This is a genomic window from Saccharopolyspora sp. NPDC002376 (genome assembly GCF_053593195.1).
In genome coordinates, this window is the sequence record NZ_JBSFBZ010000072.1 from 15135 (window position 1) to 33740 (window position 18606).

At 67.0% G+C, this 18606-nt stretch carries 16 protein-coding genes and 3 pseudogenes; 10 read left to right on the forward strand and 9 right to left on the reverse strand.

Annotated features, from left to right (window positions below; translation table 11 throughout):
• Nucleotides 1–113 precede the first annotated feature (113 nt).
• A complete protein-coding gene (locus ACWCO2_RS32450) occupies nucleotides 114–3386 on the reverse strand; it encodes an NACHT domain-containing protein (protein ID WP_450131610.1) in 3273 nt (1090 codons plus the stop codon).
• Nucleotides 3387–4263: 877 nt separating this feature from the next.
• Between ACWCO2_RS32450 and ACWCO2_RS32455 the strand changes: the two genes are divergently transcribed.
• Nucleotides 4264–5643: a hypothetical protein gene (locus ACWCO2_RS32455; RefSeq protein ID WP_450131611.1), complete on the forward strand. Its 1380-nt coding sequence runs from the start codon at nucleotides 4264–4266 to the stop codon at nucleotides 5641–5643.
• A gap of 271 nt (nucleotides 5644–5914) precedes the next feature.
• On the opposite strand, the gene ACWCO2_RS32460 is transcribed toward ACWCO2_RS32455, so the two are convergent.
• Nucleotides 5915–7786: a hypothetical protein gene (locus tag ACWCO2_RS32460; protein WP_450131612.1), complete on the reverse strand. Its 1872-nt coding sequence runs from the start codon at nucleotides 7784–7786 to the stop codon at nucleotides 5915–5917.
• A gap of 405 nt (nucleotides 7787–8191) precedes the next feature.
• Between ACWCO2_RS32460 and ACWCO2_RS32465 the strand changes: the two genes are divergently transcribed.
• The 5 genes from ACWCO2_RS32465 (at nucleotide 8192) to ACWCO2_RS32485 (ending at nucleotide 12558) form a co-directional block, all read left to right on the forward strand.
• Nucleotides 8192–8335 (forward strand): hypothetical protein, encoded by a 144-nt coding sequence (locus ACWCO2_RS32465; protein WP_450131613.1) that lies wholly within the window; start codon nucleotides 8192–8194, stop codon nucleotides 8333–8335.
• Between the two features lie 602 nt (nucleotides 8336–8937).
• Nucleotides 8938–9405, forward strand: a complete 468-nt coding sequence (locus ACWCO2_RS32470) for a hypothetical protein (RefSeq protein WP_450131614.1) — start codon at nucleotides 8938–8940, stop codon at nucleotides 9403–9405.
• Complete coding sequence (locus ACWCO2_RS32475; protein ID WP_450131615.1) at nucleotides 9402–10430, forward strand: tyrosine-type recombinase/integrase; 1029 nt, start codon at nucleotides 9402–9404, stop codon at nucleotides 10428–10430. Before ACWCO2_RS32470 ends, ACWCO2_RS32475 begins: the two co-directional genes overlap by 4 nt.
• A 731-nt stretch (nucleotides 10431–11161) precedes the next feature.
• Nucleotides 11162–11308, forward strand: a complete 147-nt coding sequence (locus tag ACWCO2_RS32480) for a hypothetical protein (protein WP_450131616.1) — start codon at nucleotides 11162–11164, stop codon at nucleotides 11306–11308.
• A gap of 44 nt (nucleotides 11309–11352) precedes the next feature.
• Nucleotides 11353–12558, forward strand: a complete 1206-nt coding sequence (locus ACWCO2_RS32485) for a cation:proton antiporter (protein WP_450131625.1) — start codon at nucleotides 11353–11355, stop codon at nucleotides 12556–12558.
• A 187-nt stretch (nucleotides 12559–12745) separates the two neighbouring features.
• On the opposite strand, the gene ACWCO2_RS32490 is transcribed toward ACWCO2_RS32485, so the two are convergent.
• Genes ACWCO2_RS32490 through ACWCO2_RS32500 form a run of 3 tightly spaced genes read right to left on the reverse strand, consistent with a single transcriptional unit; the run spans nucleotide 12746 to nucleotide 14365 of the window.
• Nucleotides 12746–13030, reverse strand: a complete 285-nt coding sequence (locus tag ACWCO2_RS32490) for a DUF6510 family protein (RefSeq protein WP_450131617.1) — start codon at nucleotides 13028–13030, stop codon at nucleotides 12746–12748.
• Nucleotide 13031: 1 nt separating this feature from the next.
• Complete coding sequence (locus ACWCO2_RS32495; protein ID WP_450131618.1) at nucleotides 13032–13796, reverse strand: ferredoxin reductase; 765 nt, start codon at nucleotides 13794–13796, stop codon at nucleotides 13032–13034.
• Nucleotides 13766–14365 carry a molybdopterin-dependent oxidoreductase gene (locus ACWCO2_RS32500; protein WP_450131619.1) on the reverse strand — a complete coding sequence of 200 codons (600 nt, stop codon included), beginning with the start codon at nucleotides 14363–14365 and terminating at the stop codon, nucleotides 13766–13768. Before ACWCO2_RS32500 ends, ACWCO2_RS32495 begins: the two co-directional genes overlap by 31 nt.
• Nucleotides 14366–14584: 219 nt before the next feature.
• Between ACWCO2_RS32500 and ACWCO2_RS32505 the strand changes: the two are divergent.
• From ACWCO2_RS32505 to ACWCO2_RS32515, 3 genes and pseudogenes are all read left to right on the forward strand, one after another.
• Nucleotides 14585–14853, forward strand: a pseudogene (locus ACWCO2_RS32505) (IS110 family transposase); the annotation flags it as partial.
• Nucleotides 14854–15013: 160 nt separating this feature from the next.
• Nucleotides 15014–15763 carry an SDR family oxidoreductase gene (locus tag ACWCO2_RS32510; protein ID WP_450131620.1) on the forward strand — a complete coding sequence of 250 codons (750 nt, stop codon included), beginning with the start codon at nucleotides 15014–15016 and terminating at the stop codon, nucleotides 15761–15763.
• Nucleotides 15764–15850: 87 nt separating this feature from the next.
• Nucleotides 15851–16267 (forward strand): cupin domain-containing protein, encoded by a 417-nt coding sequence (locus ACWCO2_RS32515; protein ID WP_450131621.1) that lies wholly within the window; start codon nucleotides 15851–15853, stop codon nucleotides 16265–16267.
• A gap of 253 nt (nucleotides 16268–16520) precedes the next feature.
• Here ACWCO2_RS32515 and ACWCO2_RS32520 read toward each other — a convergent pair whose 3' ends face one another.
• Nucleotides 16521–17201, reverse strand: a complete 681-nt coding sequence (locus tag ACWCO2_RS32520) for an RraA family protein (protein WP_450131622.1) — start codon at nucleotides 17199–17201, stop codon at nucleotides 16521–16523.
• Nucleotides 17202–17227: 26 nt separating this feature from the next.
• Nucleotides 17228–17467: pseudogene (locus ACWCO2_RS32525) on the reverse strand (flavodoxin family protein); the annotation flags it as partial.
• A 43-nt stretch (nucleotides 17468–17510) separates the two neighbouring features.
• Between ACWCO2_RS32525 and ACWCO2_RS32530 the strand changes: the two are divergent.
• A pseudogene (locus ACWCO2_RS32530) lies at nucleotides 17511–17678 on the forward strand (IS30 family transposase); the annotation flags it as partial.
• Between the two features lie 219 nt (nucleotides 17679–17897).
• On the opposite strand, the gene ACWCO2_RS32535 reads toward ACWCO2_RS32530, so the two are convergent.
• Both ACWCO2_RS32535 and ACWCO2_RS32540 read right to left on the reverse strand, forming a co-directional pair.
• A complete protein-coding gene (locus ACWCO2_RS32535) occupies nucleotides 17898–18086 on the reverse strand; it encodes a hypothetical protein (protein ID WP_450131623.1) in 189 nt (62 codons plus the stop codon).
• Nucleotides 18083–18373 carry an NUDIX hydrolase gene (locus ACWCO2_RS32540; RefSeq protein WP_450131624.1) on the reverse strand — a complete coding sequence of 97 codons (291 nt, stop codon included), beginning with the start codon at nucleotides 18371–18373 and terminating at the stop codon, nucleotides 18083–18085. Before ACWCO2_RS32540 ends, ACWCO2_RS32535 begins: the two co-directional genes overlap by 4 nt.
• Between the last annotated feature and the right edge of the window lie 233 nt (nucleotides 18374–18606).

The window sequence follows — 18606 nt, forward strand, 5'->3', positions numbered from 1 at the left end:
GGAGAATGCGGGACGGAAACCGACGGGCCGTGCTGGCGGAGATGCAGACCTAGCCCTGGTGCTCGTGGCCGCGGGAACCAAATAGCAGGGGGTATCCGCGTGGGCTCTCGTCCTCAGACGCGTTTGATGAGCAGGTTCGGCAGCGTCGCGTTCTCACTGGCGTGTTTCTGGCCGGGGCTGAGCCACACCTCCAGCAGCTTCGAACGGTTCGTGAGCGGACACAGGTCGAGGTCGTCTGGAACACCGCGGAGGTCGAGTCTCTTTAGGTTCGGCAACTGGGCCAGCGGACCGATGTCGGTCACCGAGCTGTACGGGAGAGCGAGGTCCCGCAGCCTCGTCATTCCCGTGAGCGGCGTGAGATCCCGGGCCGAAGTTCCCCAGAGCCACAGTGTGGCGACAGGCGTCTTGGCGATTTCCGTAAGGTCGGAGACCGAGGTGCACGTATGCAGGTTTAGGTGATCCAGCTGCGATAGCGCGGGCAGCACCTCAGCGAGCTCTTCCTCTCCGATCGGGGCTTCGTTCAGCGAGAGCTGCCGTAGCATCGGCATGGTCCGGAGAGTGCTGATGTCCGTGAGCGAGCGGGCATCCCACACTCCGAGCCTGCTGAGCGGCGCGCATCCACGCAGTGAGTCCAACGAGCGCAGCTCTTCGGATCGCCTGAGGTCCAGTCCGCGCAGCTTCCTGAGCGGATACAGGAAGGACAGGTCGGATGTCCCAGCTGGCGGGGCGATGTTCAGGGTGTCGAGCGCGGTGAGCCGTTCGACCGGACCCAGCCGAGCGAGGCGGCGGAAGTTTGTCCTGAGTATGGCCAGCTGCTCGTGCCTAACGAGAGGTTCGATGTCCACAGTAGTCGTATCCGAAGGCGCGCTGCGGATACGAAGCGCTATCAAGTTCGGCACGTCGTCTAATGCGCGAAGGTCCTCGGGATAGTCGTCGGGATCCAGATCGATGTCCGTAGCCCTCAGGTTCTTCAACAGCCGTAGGAACGGCACGTGTTGGAGGCGCTCGACCAAGATCCGCCCGCCCTGCAGCGGTGCGTCGGCGAGGACTTTCCGGGCGTAGTCCTCGGGATTGTGGTACTTCCACGCAGCGGCAAGCTCCGCCTGCACCGCACCGCGCGCGTCCTCGGCGTAGCGGGACAGGAGGTCAAGGGCCGCGGTGCTGTTGACGAATGTCGCAGTGCGGATACAGGCTTTTGCCGAACCGGGTTTCAACCCATCCAATCTCTTCGGCATGTGGCGCAAGACCTGTTCACCCGCCAGTGAAAGTGATCTCCCTTCCCGCTTGTTGCGCGGCGGGGTCAGTTCGGCGAGCACAACTTCCACCCTCCCGGCGACCTCCGGTGCGACGGAGTGGGCTGTTTCCAGACAGGCCGCCGCGACCAATCGCAGACGGCGGGTCCGTCGGTACTCTCGATCGGCCCGGTCCAGCAGCCCCGTGAGCAGGTCGCCTCGCAGCCGTGGAGTCATATGCCCGGCGCCCATCACTACCGTTTCTCGCCACTGGTCGAGGTGGGCGTTGCGCACCAGCAGATCTGCGAGGTGTTCCTCGGCCGCCTGCTTTCCCGCCAGGTACTCCTGGAAGGTGCGGTGTACGAACTCGATCCTGCCCAGGACTGGTTCGCGGATCACACCGCTGCGTTCGAGCAGGTACCTCAGCACCTCCTCCGGTTCAGCGTCCACGGCGGGCAGGCGGGTGAGCGCAAAGGCGATGCGCTCGACGGCGTTTTCGGTGTCGATCTCCGCGCGCCCGCACTGGGTAAGCCACCACGCCAGGTACTGCAAGAGCGCGATCTTTGTCTTGGCTCCGAGGTCCGGGCTATCAGTCCGCGCGATGTCGCGTTCGGCGTCGCGACGTTCGACGAGCATCTCCAGCGCCGCCTCGTAGAGCTTCATGCGGTCGGGCGGCAGCTGTTTGCGGCGGTCCAGGTTCAGCGCGCACAACATTGCGCACAGCAGCGGTGTCGTGGCCAGCGCGCGCAGATGCGGTTTGGAATCCAGATGGCGCGCCAGCGCAGCCTCGTAGTCCGCCAGTTCCGCCGGAGTACACGGCAAGGCCACGCCGTGGCGCGCCGAAGCGCGCACCGCGTTGTGCCATCGGCGGCAGAACGCGTCGATGTCGGCCGGCGTCATCGGTTCCAGCAGCACCGGGTGGAATCCCTGATCATCAAGCCAGTCCGCCTCCGCCGCGCTCGGACGAGAGGTCACCACGAGGGTGATCGCTGGAAAGGCTGTGAGCATCTGCTCCAGCCAGTCGCGCACTTTCCGCCGCCGCTGGTGAGTGAGCTCGTCCACCCCATCGACCAGTAACAACGCATCACCGGACTGGAAACAGCGGTCAGCCCAACCGACCGGGATCTCGGAGGCGACCGGACCCGCATTAGCCGCCGCGATCTCCTCCGGCCAGGGAAGAGGTGTTTCGGCGTAGGCCCGCAGCGGGACGATGAACGGGACCTTGTCGTTCCAGTCAGTGAGCTCCCCGGTGAACCCGGCCCGAGCCGCGTTGACGGCAATCCACTGCAGCAGCGTTGTCTTGCCCGAGCCGGCCTCGCCGCGCAGCAAGGTCAACCGGGAATCGGACAGCGCCTCCTCGATCCGCATCTGATCGCTGCCACCTCGCCCGCGACCAGAGTCGTGTTCCCGCCAGGATGCGGCGGTCACCGACAGGCTCAGATAAGCGATACTCACCGACGTCCGCGGACGGTAATGGCGCACATCGACACCGAACAGCTCCAACCTGTCCATCGTCTCACTGGCCAGTCCCAGATAGCGGCGTGTGAACTCGACATCGTTCGCTCTGCCGCCGGATCTCTCCGGCACTGTCCGGGGCAGGCGCTCGAGGACCTGCTCGATGCGTTCGGCTGTGGTGGCCATGCGGTCCAGCAACTCGACCATTGCGCGGGGCTGGAATTCCGGCAGCTGCCGCACGATCTGCAGCAAGCACACGCAGCCTTCCTCAAGGACTCGTTCGTAGAGTGCTCGGCCAGATTCACCGAGTCCGGCCCGATCGACAGCGTGCGGATCCGTTCGAGCTACCGCTCGCACGAGCTTGGTCGCGTTCACATCCGCGGCGAACAGCGCTCGATCAGTAAGATCCGCCGCACTCAACGTGTCCACGGCAGCATCGAGTGCGGCTCGGATCTCGTTCTCGGGCAGATCGTGGCTCTCGCGTTCCAACATCGGCTGCATCCGCACTGCCACCTGATCGCCGATGTCCTCGAGCTGCCGCACCAACTTGCGCCGGTGAAACCTGTCGGTGACGCTCACCGCCAGCAAGTCGACGAGCTCGCTGCCGCGTTCCCGAGCATCACGCCGGTGCCCCAACCAAACCCTGGCCACCTGCTTGACGATTTCCTGCCCGATCCGGAAAGCCCCTCGCTCCAGCACGACACGATCTTGCCTGCCATCGCAACGTCCGGGCTACACCAACCAGGATTAACCGATGAGCCGCAGGAAGCAGCCCTGAAGGAAGCGACCGCTATCCTCCGCCCTAGACGAAGCTACGAACAGGCCAAGCTCCCCTGACGACTATTGCGCATGGCACCAAGCGCGACCACCAACGTTTTCGGCACACCGGAATTTCGCCGTCGCTCCGCCCTGACACTGCGTCCCCAGGTAGCACAGCCCCGACCCGGCTCTCACCCAGGCATCGTCAACTGGCGGTACCAGCTACCCACTGCACCGAATTCGGGCTGCTGGCCGACTCTCGTGCTGATCGGTCGGCATACCGCGCAGCCGCGGTTCAAGCCGGGCCCGGTGATCCTGACCAGTCAGCTGACCGGCCGCAGAGGAGAGATCGTCAACCCAGCGCGATACGGCGGCGGCGCGGTGATGTAATCCCGCCGCGTGTCGCGACTTTCGTTGATCCTGATCGATTGCTGGGTTCCGGGACACAGATCCCTTGGTGAGAAGGAGGGACAGCCGTGACCGCCGTACTCGATGAGTCGCAGCTCGGCGAAACGCGTCGGTCCCCGGAACCGCGCCAGCGCGTCGACGAGGCGCCTACCTGGTGATCCCCCCTTCGACGGCAGCCCTGTGGACGCGCTCGAAGAGAGATCCGCGAGCAGAAGGAGCGGCTGAAGGAGATCTCCTCGTACGCGCCCGCCGACAACAGCTCCCGGTGAGTATGCTCGATCAACGGCCACCCCGACATCGTCTTCGGGGCGGCCGTTGTCCCTGCGCACAAACTCATTTCGCACCCGGGTCGCTGGACACCGAACGAGGAGCCGGACCTTCCACTGCTCGCATTCGGTACGTTGCCTGCATGTCCGAGCAGGAGGCCTGGCACACACGGATCGTCCCGCAGAGCCCGCACGCCCAGCTGCAGGCCACCCAGACCCTCATCCGCATGGAGCGGTGGCGCGACGTCACCCCCGAGCGCCTGGCCGTCGAGTTCGAAGCGTTCTTCGCCGCCGACTGGTGCGTGGATGCGCTGGTGCGGGCACTGCACGAACGCCCCGACGGATCCCCGCAGAAACAGGTCTCCACCGGCCGTCGTGTCGACCTGGTGCGCTACCTGCTCAACCAGTGGCGCGACGGCCAGGGCCTGCCGGTGGCGCCGCCGATCGAGGCCGGTGAGGGCACCGGCGCGGTGATCACGACCTCGCTCGAACAGCAACGCCAGCACGAAGCCCAGTCCCGGGATCGCGATCCGTGGCCGCGATCGGTGACGCCGGGGACCTGGGACCAGGTTAGCCGGGCCGTCGCCCGGTTCCGCGAGGCGATGCGGTGGAGCCCCGAGCAGATCAGCGACAACGAGCTGCGCGAACTGTCCGCGCCGTTCTTCCGGGCCAGCTGGAGCGTGAACTGCCTGCTGCACGCGCTGAAGCACTCCGGCCGCACCCGCCGCCCGGCTCCGTTCACACCGGATCCCCAGAAACCGCTCGGCGAGGCCCTGCAGGCCCGGCTGGCGACCTGGACCTACACCAGCAACCAGCTACCCAAACGCCCACCCACCACCGTGCTGTCCTATGAGGACTGGTACGCGCGGCAGGAAGCGCTCGGCGCCTACGACGTGCAGGAGAAACGCAAGTCCGCCTCGCGGGTGCAGCTGGAAGCCATGGACGCCGCCCGTGCCGCCGACGCGCGCCGACGCGCGCAGCGAACACGGGAACGGCTGGATGAGATCCGGGCCGGATCCAAAGCCGAGCAGTCCCTGGACGCGCTCTACGAGATCGGGCCGGCCGCGGCGCGGCTGCGCGGCGAAGACGGCCCCGTGCACACCACCCGCACGACCACGCGGCACGAGCGGCTGATCGAAGGCGTCGAGTTCCTCACCGTCACCAACGCCGGCCTGATCCAGTGGCTGCGCTCACTGGTGGAGCTGGAACCCGAGAACATCGGGCCCGAGGCCGCACAGGTGACCCGCGCGCGGCTGCGGGACTCCCGCACGATGGCCGCGCTGGCCGCGCTCGACCACTACAGCGGCACCGGCGGGCACGAGCTCAGCGGCGCCACCCTGGCCATGGCCCAGTACGTGGCCAGCGGAGCCGACATCGAAGCCAGCCAAGAAGTCTCCGACCTGTGGCGCGTGCTGCGCAAAGCGATCCGGGCCCACGACCGACGCACACGACCCCGTACGGCAGCCGGCACTCCACAGCACGTGCGCGGCGGCCCCGCCCGCAAGGCCTTCACCCGCCCGTAGAACCGCCGTCACCCCTGGTGCTCTCGGACCGATCCGCGGCGCTCTGCGCACGCCCCGCGAACCCCGACCGCGCCGACGCCGAGCCGGGATGACGAGCAGCTGCCGACTGGATCCGGCTCGCCGCACTCCGGCTCATCGGCATCGACTTCGACGAGCCCTTCCCACCTGTGGCGTGCTTGCCACTCATCTGCCTACGCCTCCTCACCCCCAGGCTGCGCGCGGCGGCTCGGGCCCGCAGGACGACCAGCCCCAGGGACCAGCACTCCGGTGACTACCTCCTGGGTGCGCGCTGGCGGCCGACGTCCACCCGCGCTTCGGCGATCTGGTGAGCGGTGCGCAGCAGCGCCTGGTGCTCCTCATCCAGACTGCGTGTGCTGATGCGGTCGATCTCGACGCCGACGAACGCCACCGGCCCGGCCAGCTGCGGTTGCGGCTGGCCAAGCAGCCAGAACATCTCGTAGGCCACCGAGTTCGGCGCCGCACCCGTTCCGGTCGGCTCCTCGGCGAGGTAGGCGTTGATCGTCATCGGCTCGTCCAGCACGACCTGGTCCAGCAGCTCGGCGTCCGCACCGGCTTCGGCGCTGATCCGTTGCATCATCACCTCGGGCAGGTCGGTGCGGAACTCGAGGGTCCCGTCCGCACTCACCACCGCGTAGGTCAGTGCCGGGGCCTGCTGATCCCCGCCGCTGCCATCAGGCCCCGCCGTCGGGTCTGCCTGCTCCGGTGCGCTCGCCGTCTGCTCGGAATCCGGTGCGGCGGCGGCCAGCTCGGTGTCGAGCTCGAGCGCTTCCCGCGCTCGCGCTTCGAGGCGCCGCTGCAGGCTCTGGAAGATCTGTCGTGGTTCGCGTTCGGCTTCGTGCTGGGCCAGCAGTCGCAGCGCGGTGGCGTAGGTGGCCGGCCGGGGAACCGCGTTCGGCAGGTCGTACTCGGGCAGCGCACGATCCCGACCCGAATCGACGCGCCGCCCCAAGGTAGTCACCGCCGCCGAGGACACGCTGCCGGACTTCAGGCCCGGCGTGCGCTGCCCCCACGCCACGGCGCTCGCCGTCGAGGACCAGATGACCGCGAGCAGCTGGCCGAACGTGAACCCGTCGCGCAGGGTGTTCCGGCAGATCTCGTGGGCCTCGCTCACACGGTGCTCAGGAACCGGTTCCTCCTCGTAGCTACTGACCAGCAAGTAATCCAGGTACGCCACCGCCATCGCGGTCTCGAGGTCGGCGACGATCTCGGCCAGCTCCGCTGGCGGCCGCGCCAGCAGAAAGCGCCGGAGCTCGCCAGCGACGTGCCGGCGCACACCAACGGTGTTCTCGCCCAACGCGGGCGCCAGCCGCAGCGGTATCCGATCCAGGTAAACGCCCTCCACCGTGTTGTCGTCGTAGAAGGCGAACTCGCCGGTCGTCGCCGGTAGCGTCGGCACCAGCCACCACAGCCGGAACAGCTCCCGTAGCGTCTCCTCGTCGGTGCGCACCGACTCGCCGAGGGTGTAGCCGAGCCTGCTGTACGGCCCGAACGACTCGGCATCGGAGCGGAGCATGACCTCCACCAACGCCAGCAACGCCAACGCGTCCCGAGGCTCGGGAAACCTCTCGGGCTCAGCACGCCCAGCCTGCGCCTCAAGCCACGCGCTGGCGTTGGCCACCCGCTCCTCAGCGTTCTTCTTCCGTTCCTCTTCAGCGCGCTGCTCATCGGCACGCTGCTGTGCGGCAGCACGCTGCTGCTCCTGACGACGAACCTCAGCAGCCGCCTCCCGGCACTCCGAGCAGGGGTAGGACGAGGTCAGCGTCGACGTCGGGAACGCATCACGCCGCCACAGTCGGGTCGCGGTCATCTCCGAGCGCGTGGTCACCGTCAGCGGTGCCGAACAGTCCGGGCACACCACCGTCAGCAGCGACGCGCAGCAGTAGGTCCGCAGCGTCTGCTGCACATGAGCCGGCGCGCCGAGCGCAGCCACCCGGTGCGTCCAGGTACCGGGCTCGTCAAACTCCCAATACCGCAAGCACATCGCCTTGTCGTCCTCGGAAATGCCGGGGGCGAAATGGACCTCGACCAGCGGCGTCTCCGCGTTCGGCACCAAGTACCGCTGCGGCTTCGGCGACGAGTTCTTCCTCTGCTGACGATTGCGCCGACGCTGACGCTTGCCCATGGACCTGGCACCCCTCCGTGATCGAGAAGCGCCAGGCTAGCGCAGGCCCCTGCCGCGACACGATCGGCCGAACACCGTCACCCCGGGACGGTCGGGTCAGTGCGTGGTCAGCTCCCGCTGCAGTCGCTGGGCGGTTCCCCGGGTAGCGACCTCGTCCGGCGCGATCCGCTGCGCGGCGCGCAGCAACGTGCCGCGCATGCTCGGGCTTGCCCCACTGCTGCCAGGCCAGGGCGACGTCGACCAGGATCCGGGCGCGGCGCTCCACCATGGGCACCATCCCCAGCGAGGTGGTGATGGATCTGGCCTGCCACAGTGACGAACCGGCGTCGCCGAGCGCGAGTCCAACGCTGATGCAGTGCGAGAGCACGTTGGCCGCCACACTGCGCCGGTCGGTATCCCGGGCAGATGCTCGACCAGGCGGGCAGCCTCGCCAAGGAATTCGGCGCTGCGGGCGCGGTCCTGCCCGAGCGCTGCGGCGTAGCCCACAGACAGGAACAGCTACGCGGCGTGCGTGCAGTGCTCGGATCGGCGCAGCTCGAGATGCTGTAGGGCATCCAGCGTCGTGGTCATCGCGTCCGTGTGGTGACCAGCGGGGCGGTCCACCGCCGCGCGCAGCCGGGTGCCTTCAGCCAGCGCGATCGGGTCGGAGGCAGTGCGGGCGCCACGAGGGCCAGCGGCGGGCGGACCTGTTGGGACCTCGGCCCCTCGAACGCGGGGATGGTTCCCACAGCACGTCATCGGCAGCCATGCCGGACCACTCGGCCCCGCGCCCGTGAGGATGGTTCCCAGCCGCTGGCTTCGCCGTCGGGTTCTACGGTCTCGGCCCCGCATCCACGGGATCGGCTTAGCCGACCGGCACGAACGCAACGACAGCTCCGTCTGATCGGGGTAAGCACTCAGAAGCAGGCCGAAACTTTGGACAGGCGAGACGCTCAGCACTAACATCGCCGCCATGGAGACGAATCCCCGGTTCGGGGATTCCTCCCACTGGTGGGGGTTCAAGTCCCCCCCTCGGACACAAAATCGCGTGAAATTTCCCCAACACAGCGAACACTTGAACACGGTATCGCGACGGCACTTCGGCCGTCGCGATTTTCGGTGTCTACAGATCTGTTCTCCCCTGGTTTGTGCTGGTCATCGGGGTGGTGGCCATGACTGAGCAGATCGTCACGGGCCTGGTGCCACCCGAAGCCACCGACCATGGCGCTTCTACCCCGGCGGGAAGCGCGGAGCGCCGCAGCCTTCCTCTTCCGGTCATTGCCCGGCGCCGTGAACTGCCGGTGACCTACGGCATGGTCCGGATGGACTCCTCCGGCCGGGTCTCGGCCCGACCGGTCCTGCACACCCTGGAGTGGCAACCCGGTCAGAGCCTGACCATCCGGGTCACCTCGGGAGCGGTCGTGTTGCAGCCCGACGCTGGTGGGGTCCACCGGCTGCCCGGTACACCGCTGATCACGATCCCGGCGACCGCGAGAGCTGCTTGCGGCATCCATACCGGGGATTGCGTCCTACTCGTCGCCGACCCACGGCGGGACATGCTGCTGGTCGATCCCCTCACTGCTGTGGACGAGGCCCTGGAGCAACGTCACGCCGAGCTGTGGGGCGGTGAGCCGGCATGACCGAGAACACGTCAGGCGCCAGTCCGGAGGAGATCGAGGCGGCCAAGCTGCTGCTCGGGCGTCTCGGGGTCTCGGTGGATGACCTCGTCAGCACCCCGTCCGCGCGGCCGCTCGCTCCGACCTTCGCTGAATACATTCCCCAGGTCTCTGCCGCTGTCAGCGCCGGAACCCGCCGCGTGTACGGCTCCTACTGGAAACGTGTGGAAGCCGAGTGGGGCGACCGGCGCCTGGACGAACCAACACCGCTGGAGATCAAACAGTTCTCTGAGAGGACCCGCAGCCAGGTGGTCGTCCGCCGCAACGCCCGCGGAGGACAAGGCGCGGCCGAGCACCTCATCGCCGCCCTGCGCTGCCTCTACAACCACGCCGTGGCCGACGACCTGATCAGTGACAACCCCGCCAAGAAGGTGCCCAAGCCGCGCCGCCTGCCCACCACACGCCGCGGTCTGCCGGACTCCCGGCTCGAGGAGATCAACCACACTGCCGCCACCACCGGCAACGATCCCGTCCTCGACAGCCTCATCATCCGGCTCCACACCGAAACAGCCTGCCGCCGAGGCGGAGCACTAGCACTCACACCCCGGGACCTCGACCCCGACAACTGCCTGATCATGCTCCACGAGAAAGGCGGAACCGTCCGCTGGCAACCGGTCTCCCCCACCCTCATGACCCACCTCCGCGAACACGCCGAACAACGCGGAGCCACGAAATCAGGCGGACAACTCCTCCGCTACATCAAGGGAGCCCCGATCACCTACCGACGCTACGACTACCTCTGGACCCGGCTCGGCGAAAAGCTGCCCTGGGTCGCCACCCAACAGATCAGTACCCACTGGCTCCGCCACACCACTCTGACCTGGGTAGAACGCAACTTCGGCTACGCCGTCGCCCGCGCCTACGCCGGCCACACCGACAACAACAACGGTGACGGCGGAAGCACCACCACCTACACCCGAGCAAGCATCCACGAAGTCGCCACCGCACTCGCCGCCCTCACCGGCGAGAAGCACCCACTAGCGGGCTAAGACCCAATAATCCGTAAAACGTCCAACTCGGGAGGCCTGGCACCCAGCCAGGCCTCCCGCTTCTACAGCGGCACCCGACACCACATTGCTCGTGGCCGGATCCCGGGCCGGATACCAGGACGATCACTCGCTCCTCGAGTATCCCAACCTCGCGCCCTACAGAAACCACGGATCAGACGATCCGCCCCCGGCCCGTCAACCGGTGGGCACCGCGCCTGACGTGGTTCAGGAACGAGCAATGGCCAGCGCACCGGGTTCACGACTCCAGCTCCGGACTTCGACCACGGCCACGCCCGCCTGCGCCACGTCCTGGAGACTGGCCGTGGCCCCCACCAGCCAAACACAGGCAACCTGTGGCCCAGGTCACGGACAGCGCGACCGAATCAGACGCTTGCTCCGATCTGGCGGGACGGCATTAATGGAACCTCCCACCGCTGGAACCATCGCCAAGTGGTGCGCACCTGGCTGCGAGACGACAACACGTGGGCTGCGCCTGCTTGGGGGCGTCGCACGACGAATACCACGGCAACCGGTTCGGTTAGCACATGCCGGTCGAACGCCATCGCCTACCGATCAAGCACGCATCCCCAGGGGCTCGCCGCCTCGTGTGAAGTTCTGTGAATGGCCAGTCGCGACAGCGGCGAGAGAGTCGGTAACCTCCGGAGAGCGCCTGGCCTCCCGCCGGTCGGTGCCTGCGGAAGACCGCGCGAGACCGCAAGCTCGCCGTCGACGTGGAGCGCGACCTTCTCGGTGCCACGTTCACCGGTCCGGGCGTGCAGGAGCTCTTGCAATCCGCCACGATCGCGATCGTCGGCGCCGCGCCGCTGAAACAACTCGTGCACGCGGTGCCTACGTTTTCCGCAGCCAGCGAGGTATGACGGCGCGTGCTCGAGGTGGGCCAGCGGTTGAGCGGGGGTTGACGATGCCGAGCTTCGGGAACCTTCTGATACTGACGATCATCGCCTTGCTGGCGCCGTTGTTGCTCGGGCTGGCACCGCGGCTGCGGATCCCGTCTGTGGTCCTGGAGATCGTTGCCGGGGTCATCGTGGGGCCATCGGTACTGGGACTCGTGCGCACGGATCAGGCGGTGCAGGTCGTCGCGTTGCTGGGGCTGGCGTTCCTCCTGTTTCTCGCGGGGCTCGAGGTCGACTTCCGTCGCCTGCGCGGGCCGCTGCTGCGAGTGGCCTTGATCGGCTACATGGTGAGCTTGGCGATCGGCGTGGCGGTGGGCTTCTCGTTCGGCGCGGCGGGCTGGGTGCGTGACCCGATGCTGATCGCGGTGGCGCTGTCCGCGACATCGCTCGGTCTCGTCGTCCCGATACTCAAGGACGCGGGGCGTGCGAACCAGGCGATGGGACAAACGACGATCACAGCGTCCTCCGTGGCCGACTTCGCCGCGGTGGTCCTGCTGTCGCTGCTCTTTTCCACGTCCGGCGGCAGCACCGGAGGCCGGCTCGTGTCGCTGATCGTCTTCGTCGCCTTCGTGGCCGCCATCGGGATGGCGGTGGCTTTAGCAGGGCGGTCAATGCGTCTGGGAGATCTTTTCCTGCGGTTGCAGGACACCACCGCGGAGATCCGGGTCCGTGCGGCGGTCGTGCTGCTCGTGGCCTTCGTCGTGCTCGCCGAGGGATTTGGCCTCGAGAGCATCCTGGGCGCGTTTCTGGCTGGTGCGGTCGTGGGCTTGGTCGATCGTGACTCGGCTACGCACCCGCATTTCCGGACGAAGCTGGAGGCGATCGGGTACGGGTTCCTGATTCCGGTGTTCTTCGTCGCCAGCGGTGTGCAGCTCGACCTCGGAGGATTGATCGCGACTCCGTCCGCGTTGCTTCGAGTGCCGCTATTCCTGCTCGCGCTGCTGCTCGTGCGCGGGCTTCCAGCGCTGCTCTACCAGCGCTCGCTTGGCACACGTTCCTCGGTCGCGGCCGGGCTGCTGCAGGCGACGTCGCTGCCGTTCTTGGTTGCCGCGACGCAGATCGGCGTCGCGCTCGGCCTGATGACTCCGGTGACTGCGGCGGCGCTGATCTGCGCGGGTCTCTTGTCGGTTCTCCTGTTCCCAGCTGCCGCCCTCGCCTTGCTTCGCAAGCGCGTCTCAAGCGAGCGCCGCGGAGGCACGGCGGAAACCACGTAGCGCCGCGCGGAGGCGGCCGGATGATTGATCGGCCGCGCTGTCGAGACGTGCGGGATAGGCCGTTGCTGTGCGAGACATCCGTGTCACGGGAGTAGACGTAGCCGCGACGGTTGGCAGGATCGAGGGCCTCGTCGTCGCTGTTGGCCCGGCATATCGGACGGCACCACCACACGTGGAAGGGTACGGGCTAACCGGAACCTGCCAGCGGGATCTGGAGACTCATCGTGCCTTTCAGGTCCAACCAGGCCCTATCCGGTCCCCGGACAAGGCGCAGCACCACCCCGTCGCAGCCTGGACATCGGGCGACCAGTCCGGGTGCGCGCTGGTAGACGCGGAGTGTAGCGACCGGGCCGGTGCGCCCGCAGTGCATGCAACGCTCGATGGCGGCTGTGACATCGACAGCGAAGACCTCCGCCAAAGGCCCGGCCAGGGCGTTGCCGTCCACGTGCTGCTCGGTGTTCGGCTGTGTCATGTCATCCTCCACTCGGGCCGAACCTCTCGGTCTTGATGCGCCCAGGTGCGTGGCCCAGCGCCACGAGAATGTTGGCGGCCGTTTCGACAAAACCCGTGGGGCCGCAGACGAAACAGCTCGGTTCGAACTCCGGTGGCCAGCCACCACGGTTGATGTCCGCGATGCCGATCCTTCCGAGCTTCCCGGTCCAACCCTGCGGCGCCGACCGCGTGTACACGTAGGTCACGTCCAGGCCGTCGTCCCCACGCGTCGGCTGAGCCAGCTCCCGGGCGTAATACACCTCAGCAGGCGAGCGGACCGAGTAGAGCAAGCGAAACGGTGTACGACTACGGGCCGCCCGACGCGCCCGCACCATCGCCATCAACGGCACGATGCCCGATCCTCCCGCGATCAGCAGCACCGGCTCGGTCTCTGTCGGGCGCCATACGAACCAGCCACCGAGGGGTCCGCGCACCTCCACCGGGTCTCCTACCGAGTACACCTCGGTCAGGTACGGAGACACCTCGCCATCGGGCACCCGCTGCACCGTCAGCTCCAGCCGATCACCGCCCGCGGGGACGGCCAGTGAATAGCTGCGCTGCGCGCTGTAACCATCAGCGGCGGTGAGCCGGAGGTCGACGTGCTGCCCGGCCGAATGTCCCGGCCAGCCCGTTACGTCCAACACCAGCGTGCGTGCCGTGGGCGTCTCGTCGCGGTAGTCGACAAGACGCGCGACCCGCCAGCTCAGTCGGCCGGTCAGTCGCCCTGATACCGCTGCTCGCGCCACGGGTCACCGTAATCGTGATAGCCGATGGTCTCCCAGAATCCGGGTTCGTCCTCCAGCAGCAGCCGCATGCCGTGCACCCACTTCGCCGATTTCCAGAAGTACAGATGCGGCACGAGCAACCTGGCCGGACCTCCATGCTCGGGTGAAAGATCGGCACCGTCGTACTCGTAGGCGATCCACGCCTGGCCATCGAGCAGATCCTCCAACGGCAGGTTCGTCATGTACCCACCGTAGGAGTCCATCAGCGCGAAATCTGCCGCCGTGTCCACCTCGGCCAGTAGCGTGTCCAGCGACACGCCCCTCCACATCGTGCCCAGCTTCGACCACTTGGTGACGCAATGGATGTCCACTTTCCGCGTCTCCCTGGGCAGTTCCTGAAACTGCGGCCACGACCAGCGATGGACCTGCCCGGTCTCCGTCGTGATCACGAACTCCCACTCATCCAGCGGAACCCGCGGCGTCGGGCCCGCGGACAACACGGGGAAATCCTCGATCAGGTACTGGCCCGGCGGTAAGTGTGGCCTGGTCGTACGCGGCCGCCCCTGAAAACCAGGCGACACGATACCCATCGCAGTCCCTCCCCAGCACGGCTCACGAACCAGCGCCATCCGTTGATCGGGCACGCCGAGCAGAACGCGATCGATAGCCGCTCAGCATGTCGGGATTCCATCAGCATCGGCTGCCGCCAACATGCTGGCCAGGGTCAAAGCACGGAAGAGCCGAAAGACCCAAACACCCAGGACGGTCAGTCGTCCCTACCGTTTGAGATGTCCGGCCCCGTAGGGTCCCGCGATTCCGGCCGTATCAGTGGCAACCTGCACCGGCCCCAGCGCTACAGGCGTCCGCTGCAACGGATTTTCTACACGTCTGCGCCGATCAGCATCCGTGCCTGCGCCGTGTCCAAACGGTTCTACGACCGCAAACGCGCCGAGGGCAACGGCACACCCAAGCCGTGCTCACCCTGGCCCGCCGACGTGTCAACGTGCCGTGGGCACTGCTGCGCGACGACCGCCCTTACCAACTCAAACTCACACCTCGCCTCACCGCAGCCGCTTGACAAACGGATTAAGAGTCGGGCTACGCCGCGGAGAAGGGCGTAGTACGTACGGTTGTCCACGTCGAGGGCCATGCCGGCCGGATAGACGGCAGCTTGCGGGACTGGGCAGCGCGGCGCAGCATCGTCCAGGAGGTGGTCACGCCCTCACCGGAGGTTCACCATGCGAATCGCTGTGGCTGGTGCGACCGGCAATATCGGCGCCCGCACCGTCTCGTTCCTTGAGCGCGAGGGGCACGCGGTGGTTCGCATCAGCCGCTCTCTAGGCGTTGACCTGATTACGGGCCAGGGTTTGGACGCGGCGCTCGAAAGGGTTGACGCGGTGGTCGATGCCATCAGCTCGCCGCCGATCAGCGCCGCCGAGACTCGCGACTATTTCGGCACTACCACGAGAAATCTTCTCGCCGCCGAGGAACGCGCGGGCGTGCGTCACCACGTATTGCTGTCGATCGTCGGAATCCACCGGATCGAAGGCGGTACTGCCCACTACTCGGGCAAGCGCGAGCAAGAGCGCCTGATCGAGGAGGGCCGCGTGCCGTGGACGATTGTGCCAGCCACGCAATTTCACGACTTTGCGGCGTTGGCTACTAGCTGGACCGAGCGCGACGGCGTCGCCATCATCGCCCCGCTACTCGTTCAGCCGATCGCACCCGACGACATAGCTCATGTCTTGGCCGAGGTCGCCATCGGGGAGCCGCAGGGCCGCTACGTGGACGTCGCCGGTCCTGAGCCGCAAGACCTCGTCGACATGGCCCGCCGCACCAACGACATTCTCGGCCGCAACGTGAAGCTGGTTCCCACGTGGTCGGGCCCCCTGGATGAGTCGATGGCTGGCAATGTACTGCTGCCCGGCGAGAACGCCCGCATCGCCCCGACGACGTTCGACCAGTGGCTGGCGGCTGGCGCGCGATAGCCGGCCGCCCCGGTCGAGCTTCATCACCGGATCGACACTGCACACCGACGGCGGTGGTGCAACGGTCTGACAAACCAAGGAGAAGCGATGTCGAAGCAGGACGCCAACGACAAGGTGCAGAACGCGATGACCGTGCTTCAGAGCGTCACGCCGTCCTTTCGGCCGGCGGACGGCGAAGTGATGACCCTGGTGATCGAGTGGCCGCCCGGCGATCCCGGGATCCCGCCGCACCGCCACCCCGGCGGGCCCTGTTTCGGCTACGTGCTGGAGGGCGAAATGGTCTTCGAACTGGAGGGTGAGCCGCCGCGGTTGATCAAGGCCGGCGAGGCATTCTGGGAACCCGGCGGAAACGTAATCCACTTTCAGGACGCCAACAACCGCACCGACATCCCTCTGCGTTTCCTCGTGACGATGATGATGGCTCCCGGTCGGCCGATGCTGGTCTTCGTCGACGACGACGAGCTCGAGCGGCGCCGTTGGGTAAGGCGGTCACCTGATGAGTGACCTCGACCTGGATCACCTCGGCAGAGAGCTCGCGAGCGAGACGGTTGTCGCCGACGTCGCAGTAGCAGACCATCGCGTAGAAGGCGTACGGGCAACCGGTTCGACCACACAGTGCTGGCGGCTGTTACCGCACGTCTCGGCGACGCCGCGCACCCCGAGCAACTTGCTGTGCGACTGCACTGTGACGAGTGCGTCCTGTGGCTTGGACATTTTGACAGCCCGGAATGGGCGGCACGCCGGGCAGGCGAGATCACTACAGCTCTTGCCGCCCGAAGCGCCTTCCTGCCCGTAGCGCTGAAGGGTCCTCGTTGCGGATCTGAGCCCGGAAGTCCACGTCCTCGGCTTGGATGTGTTGCGCTTCGGTCAGCACGTCCCGCACGCTGTGCGCCGGGATGACGACGGCGCCGGCGCGGTCTGCGTAGATGTAGTCGCCGGGTGTGATGCACACGCCGCCGACTTCCACGGGGATGTTGGCCGCACACGGCATCACGGTGTCGCCGCCCGCTCGGGTGGCCTCGCCCGTGCACCAGGTGGCGAAGCGGTACCGGGCCAGTTCGTCGAAGTCGCGGAGCCGGCCGTCGCAGAGCAACCCGGCGAGCTCGTGGTTGTGCAGGCGGGACATTTTCGTGCCACCGCCATGCGAGACGTCCGGGTAGCCACCGCTGGAGAGCACAAGGACTGCCCCTGCGGGGGTATTTCCTACCGCTCGGTAGAACCAGCCGGCGAATCCTGCGGTCTTGGTATCGGTGAAGTCGTCGCGGTAAGGCAGGTAAGCGATGGTCACGGCGGGGCCGAACATCGGGCGCTGCGGAGTGGGGCTGACCAGGCTCAGCACGTGCGCGCGGTGGTGGTGGGCTCGTCCCATGGCATCCACGATTGCAGCGCAACCGAGCCCGGTGACCATCGTTGCCAGGTCCGTGTCCTGTCCAGTCATCGTGGACTCTCCTTTGGGCGCACCCGTCAGCGGTAGTCCGGGTGGTCGAACCGAAGTGACAGCCCGCAGCCCACGCAGAACGCTGGTTGCTGTGGGCGTGCGGCCACGCCTCCAGCTTGCCGGAGCAGGGCGGCGATGTGCATGAGGTCGTAGGTCATGAAGGTGGCGCTGGAGTTGGTGAAGTCGTTGTCCGGGCCACCCGAGCCTTCGTCGAGGTAGCTCGGTCCGGGACCGACCTCACCGATCCACCCCGCGCCGGCTTCAGGCATCGCAAACCTTCCGTGCACCCATCGGCGACGGCAGCCTCTGTGGGGGCCGGAGCAGATCGCCCACCGACTCCGGGTCGACTTCCCCGATGACGAATCGATGCTGATCTCACACGAGGCCGTCTATCGGGCGCTCTACATTCAAGGCGGCGGGGAATTGCACAGCGAACTGACCGCGTGCCTGCGAACCAGGCGGGCGCTGCGCGTGCCAGGGCACTGGCTCGCCGCGGCCGCCTTCGGCGCGAGTGCCCGCAACACAACCGTGGGGAAGCCCACTTCACCACTGGCGAGGACGCGCGGAGACTGTCATCCGCGATTGGACCACCGGCCTGGCGACGCGCCCCGGCCAGGATGGCCTCATAAGACCGGCCGATCAAGCACGCATTCCCGGGGACTCGCCGCCTCGTGCGACAGCATGCTGCGGCGGCACTCAGGCCACGTGCACCTGTGCAGGCTGTTTTAGTGCGTGTGCCAGGCGCAGTTTCATGCTCGGGTGGATGGGTAGGTCGTCCAGGGCTTCGGTTTCCACCCACGCGGCGTTGATCGTCTCTTCGTGATCCGGGCGCGGGTCACCCCGCAGCGATTTGGCGTGGAAGCACACGGCGAACTGCTGGCTCACCTCCCGCTGGAGTACACGATGACGTGCCCCGGGTCGGTATAGACGCCGGCGAGCCCGGTCACGGTGATGAGGACGCCGGCTTCTTCGTTCACCTCACGCACGGCGGCATCGGGTGCGGATTCCCCGACGTTGACATTCCCGCCTGGCAGTTCCCAGTTCCGAGTATCGATGCGCTGCACTAGCAAGACCCGACGTTGAGCATCACGTACCACCGCGAACGAGGTGGGAGCCAGCGAGTTGGCCGCGGGGGCGTTCGGGTCGTGGTAGTACTCCGTTTGTCGCGGCACACGGCAAGAGTAGGCAGCCCGGCAGGTGCCATGCTCGCCGAAGAGGCTTGAGCGCGGTGGGCCGAGTTTCCTTTCGTTGTTCAGCTCGACGCCGCGGTCCCTCCGCTGTGGCCCGGAGTTGTCGCTGACGGGTGAATCCTGGCTCTGGCACAGTTTCCGTGAATCTGGCCCGGGCGCTGCCCGCTCGTAACGTAGTTGATCATGTGCTCGGTGTGCTGATCTTGGAGTGCTTG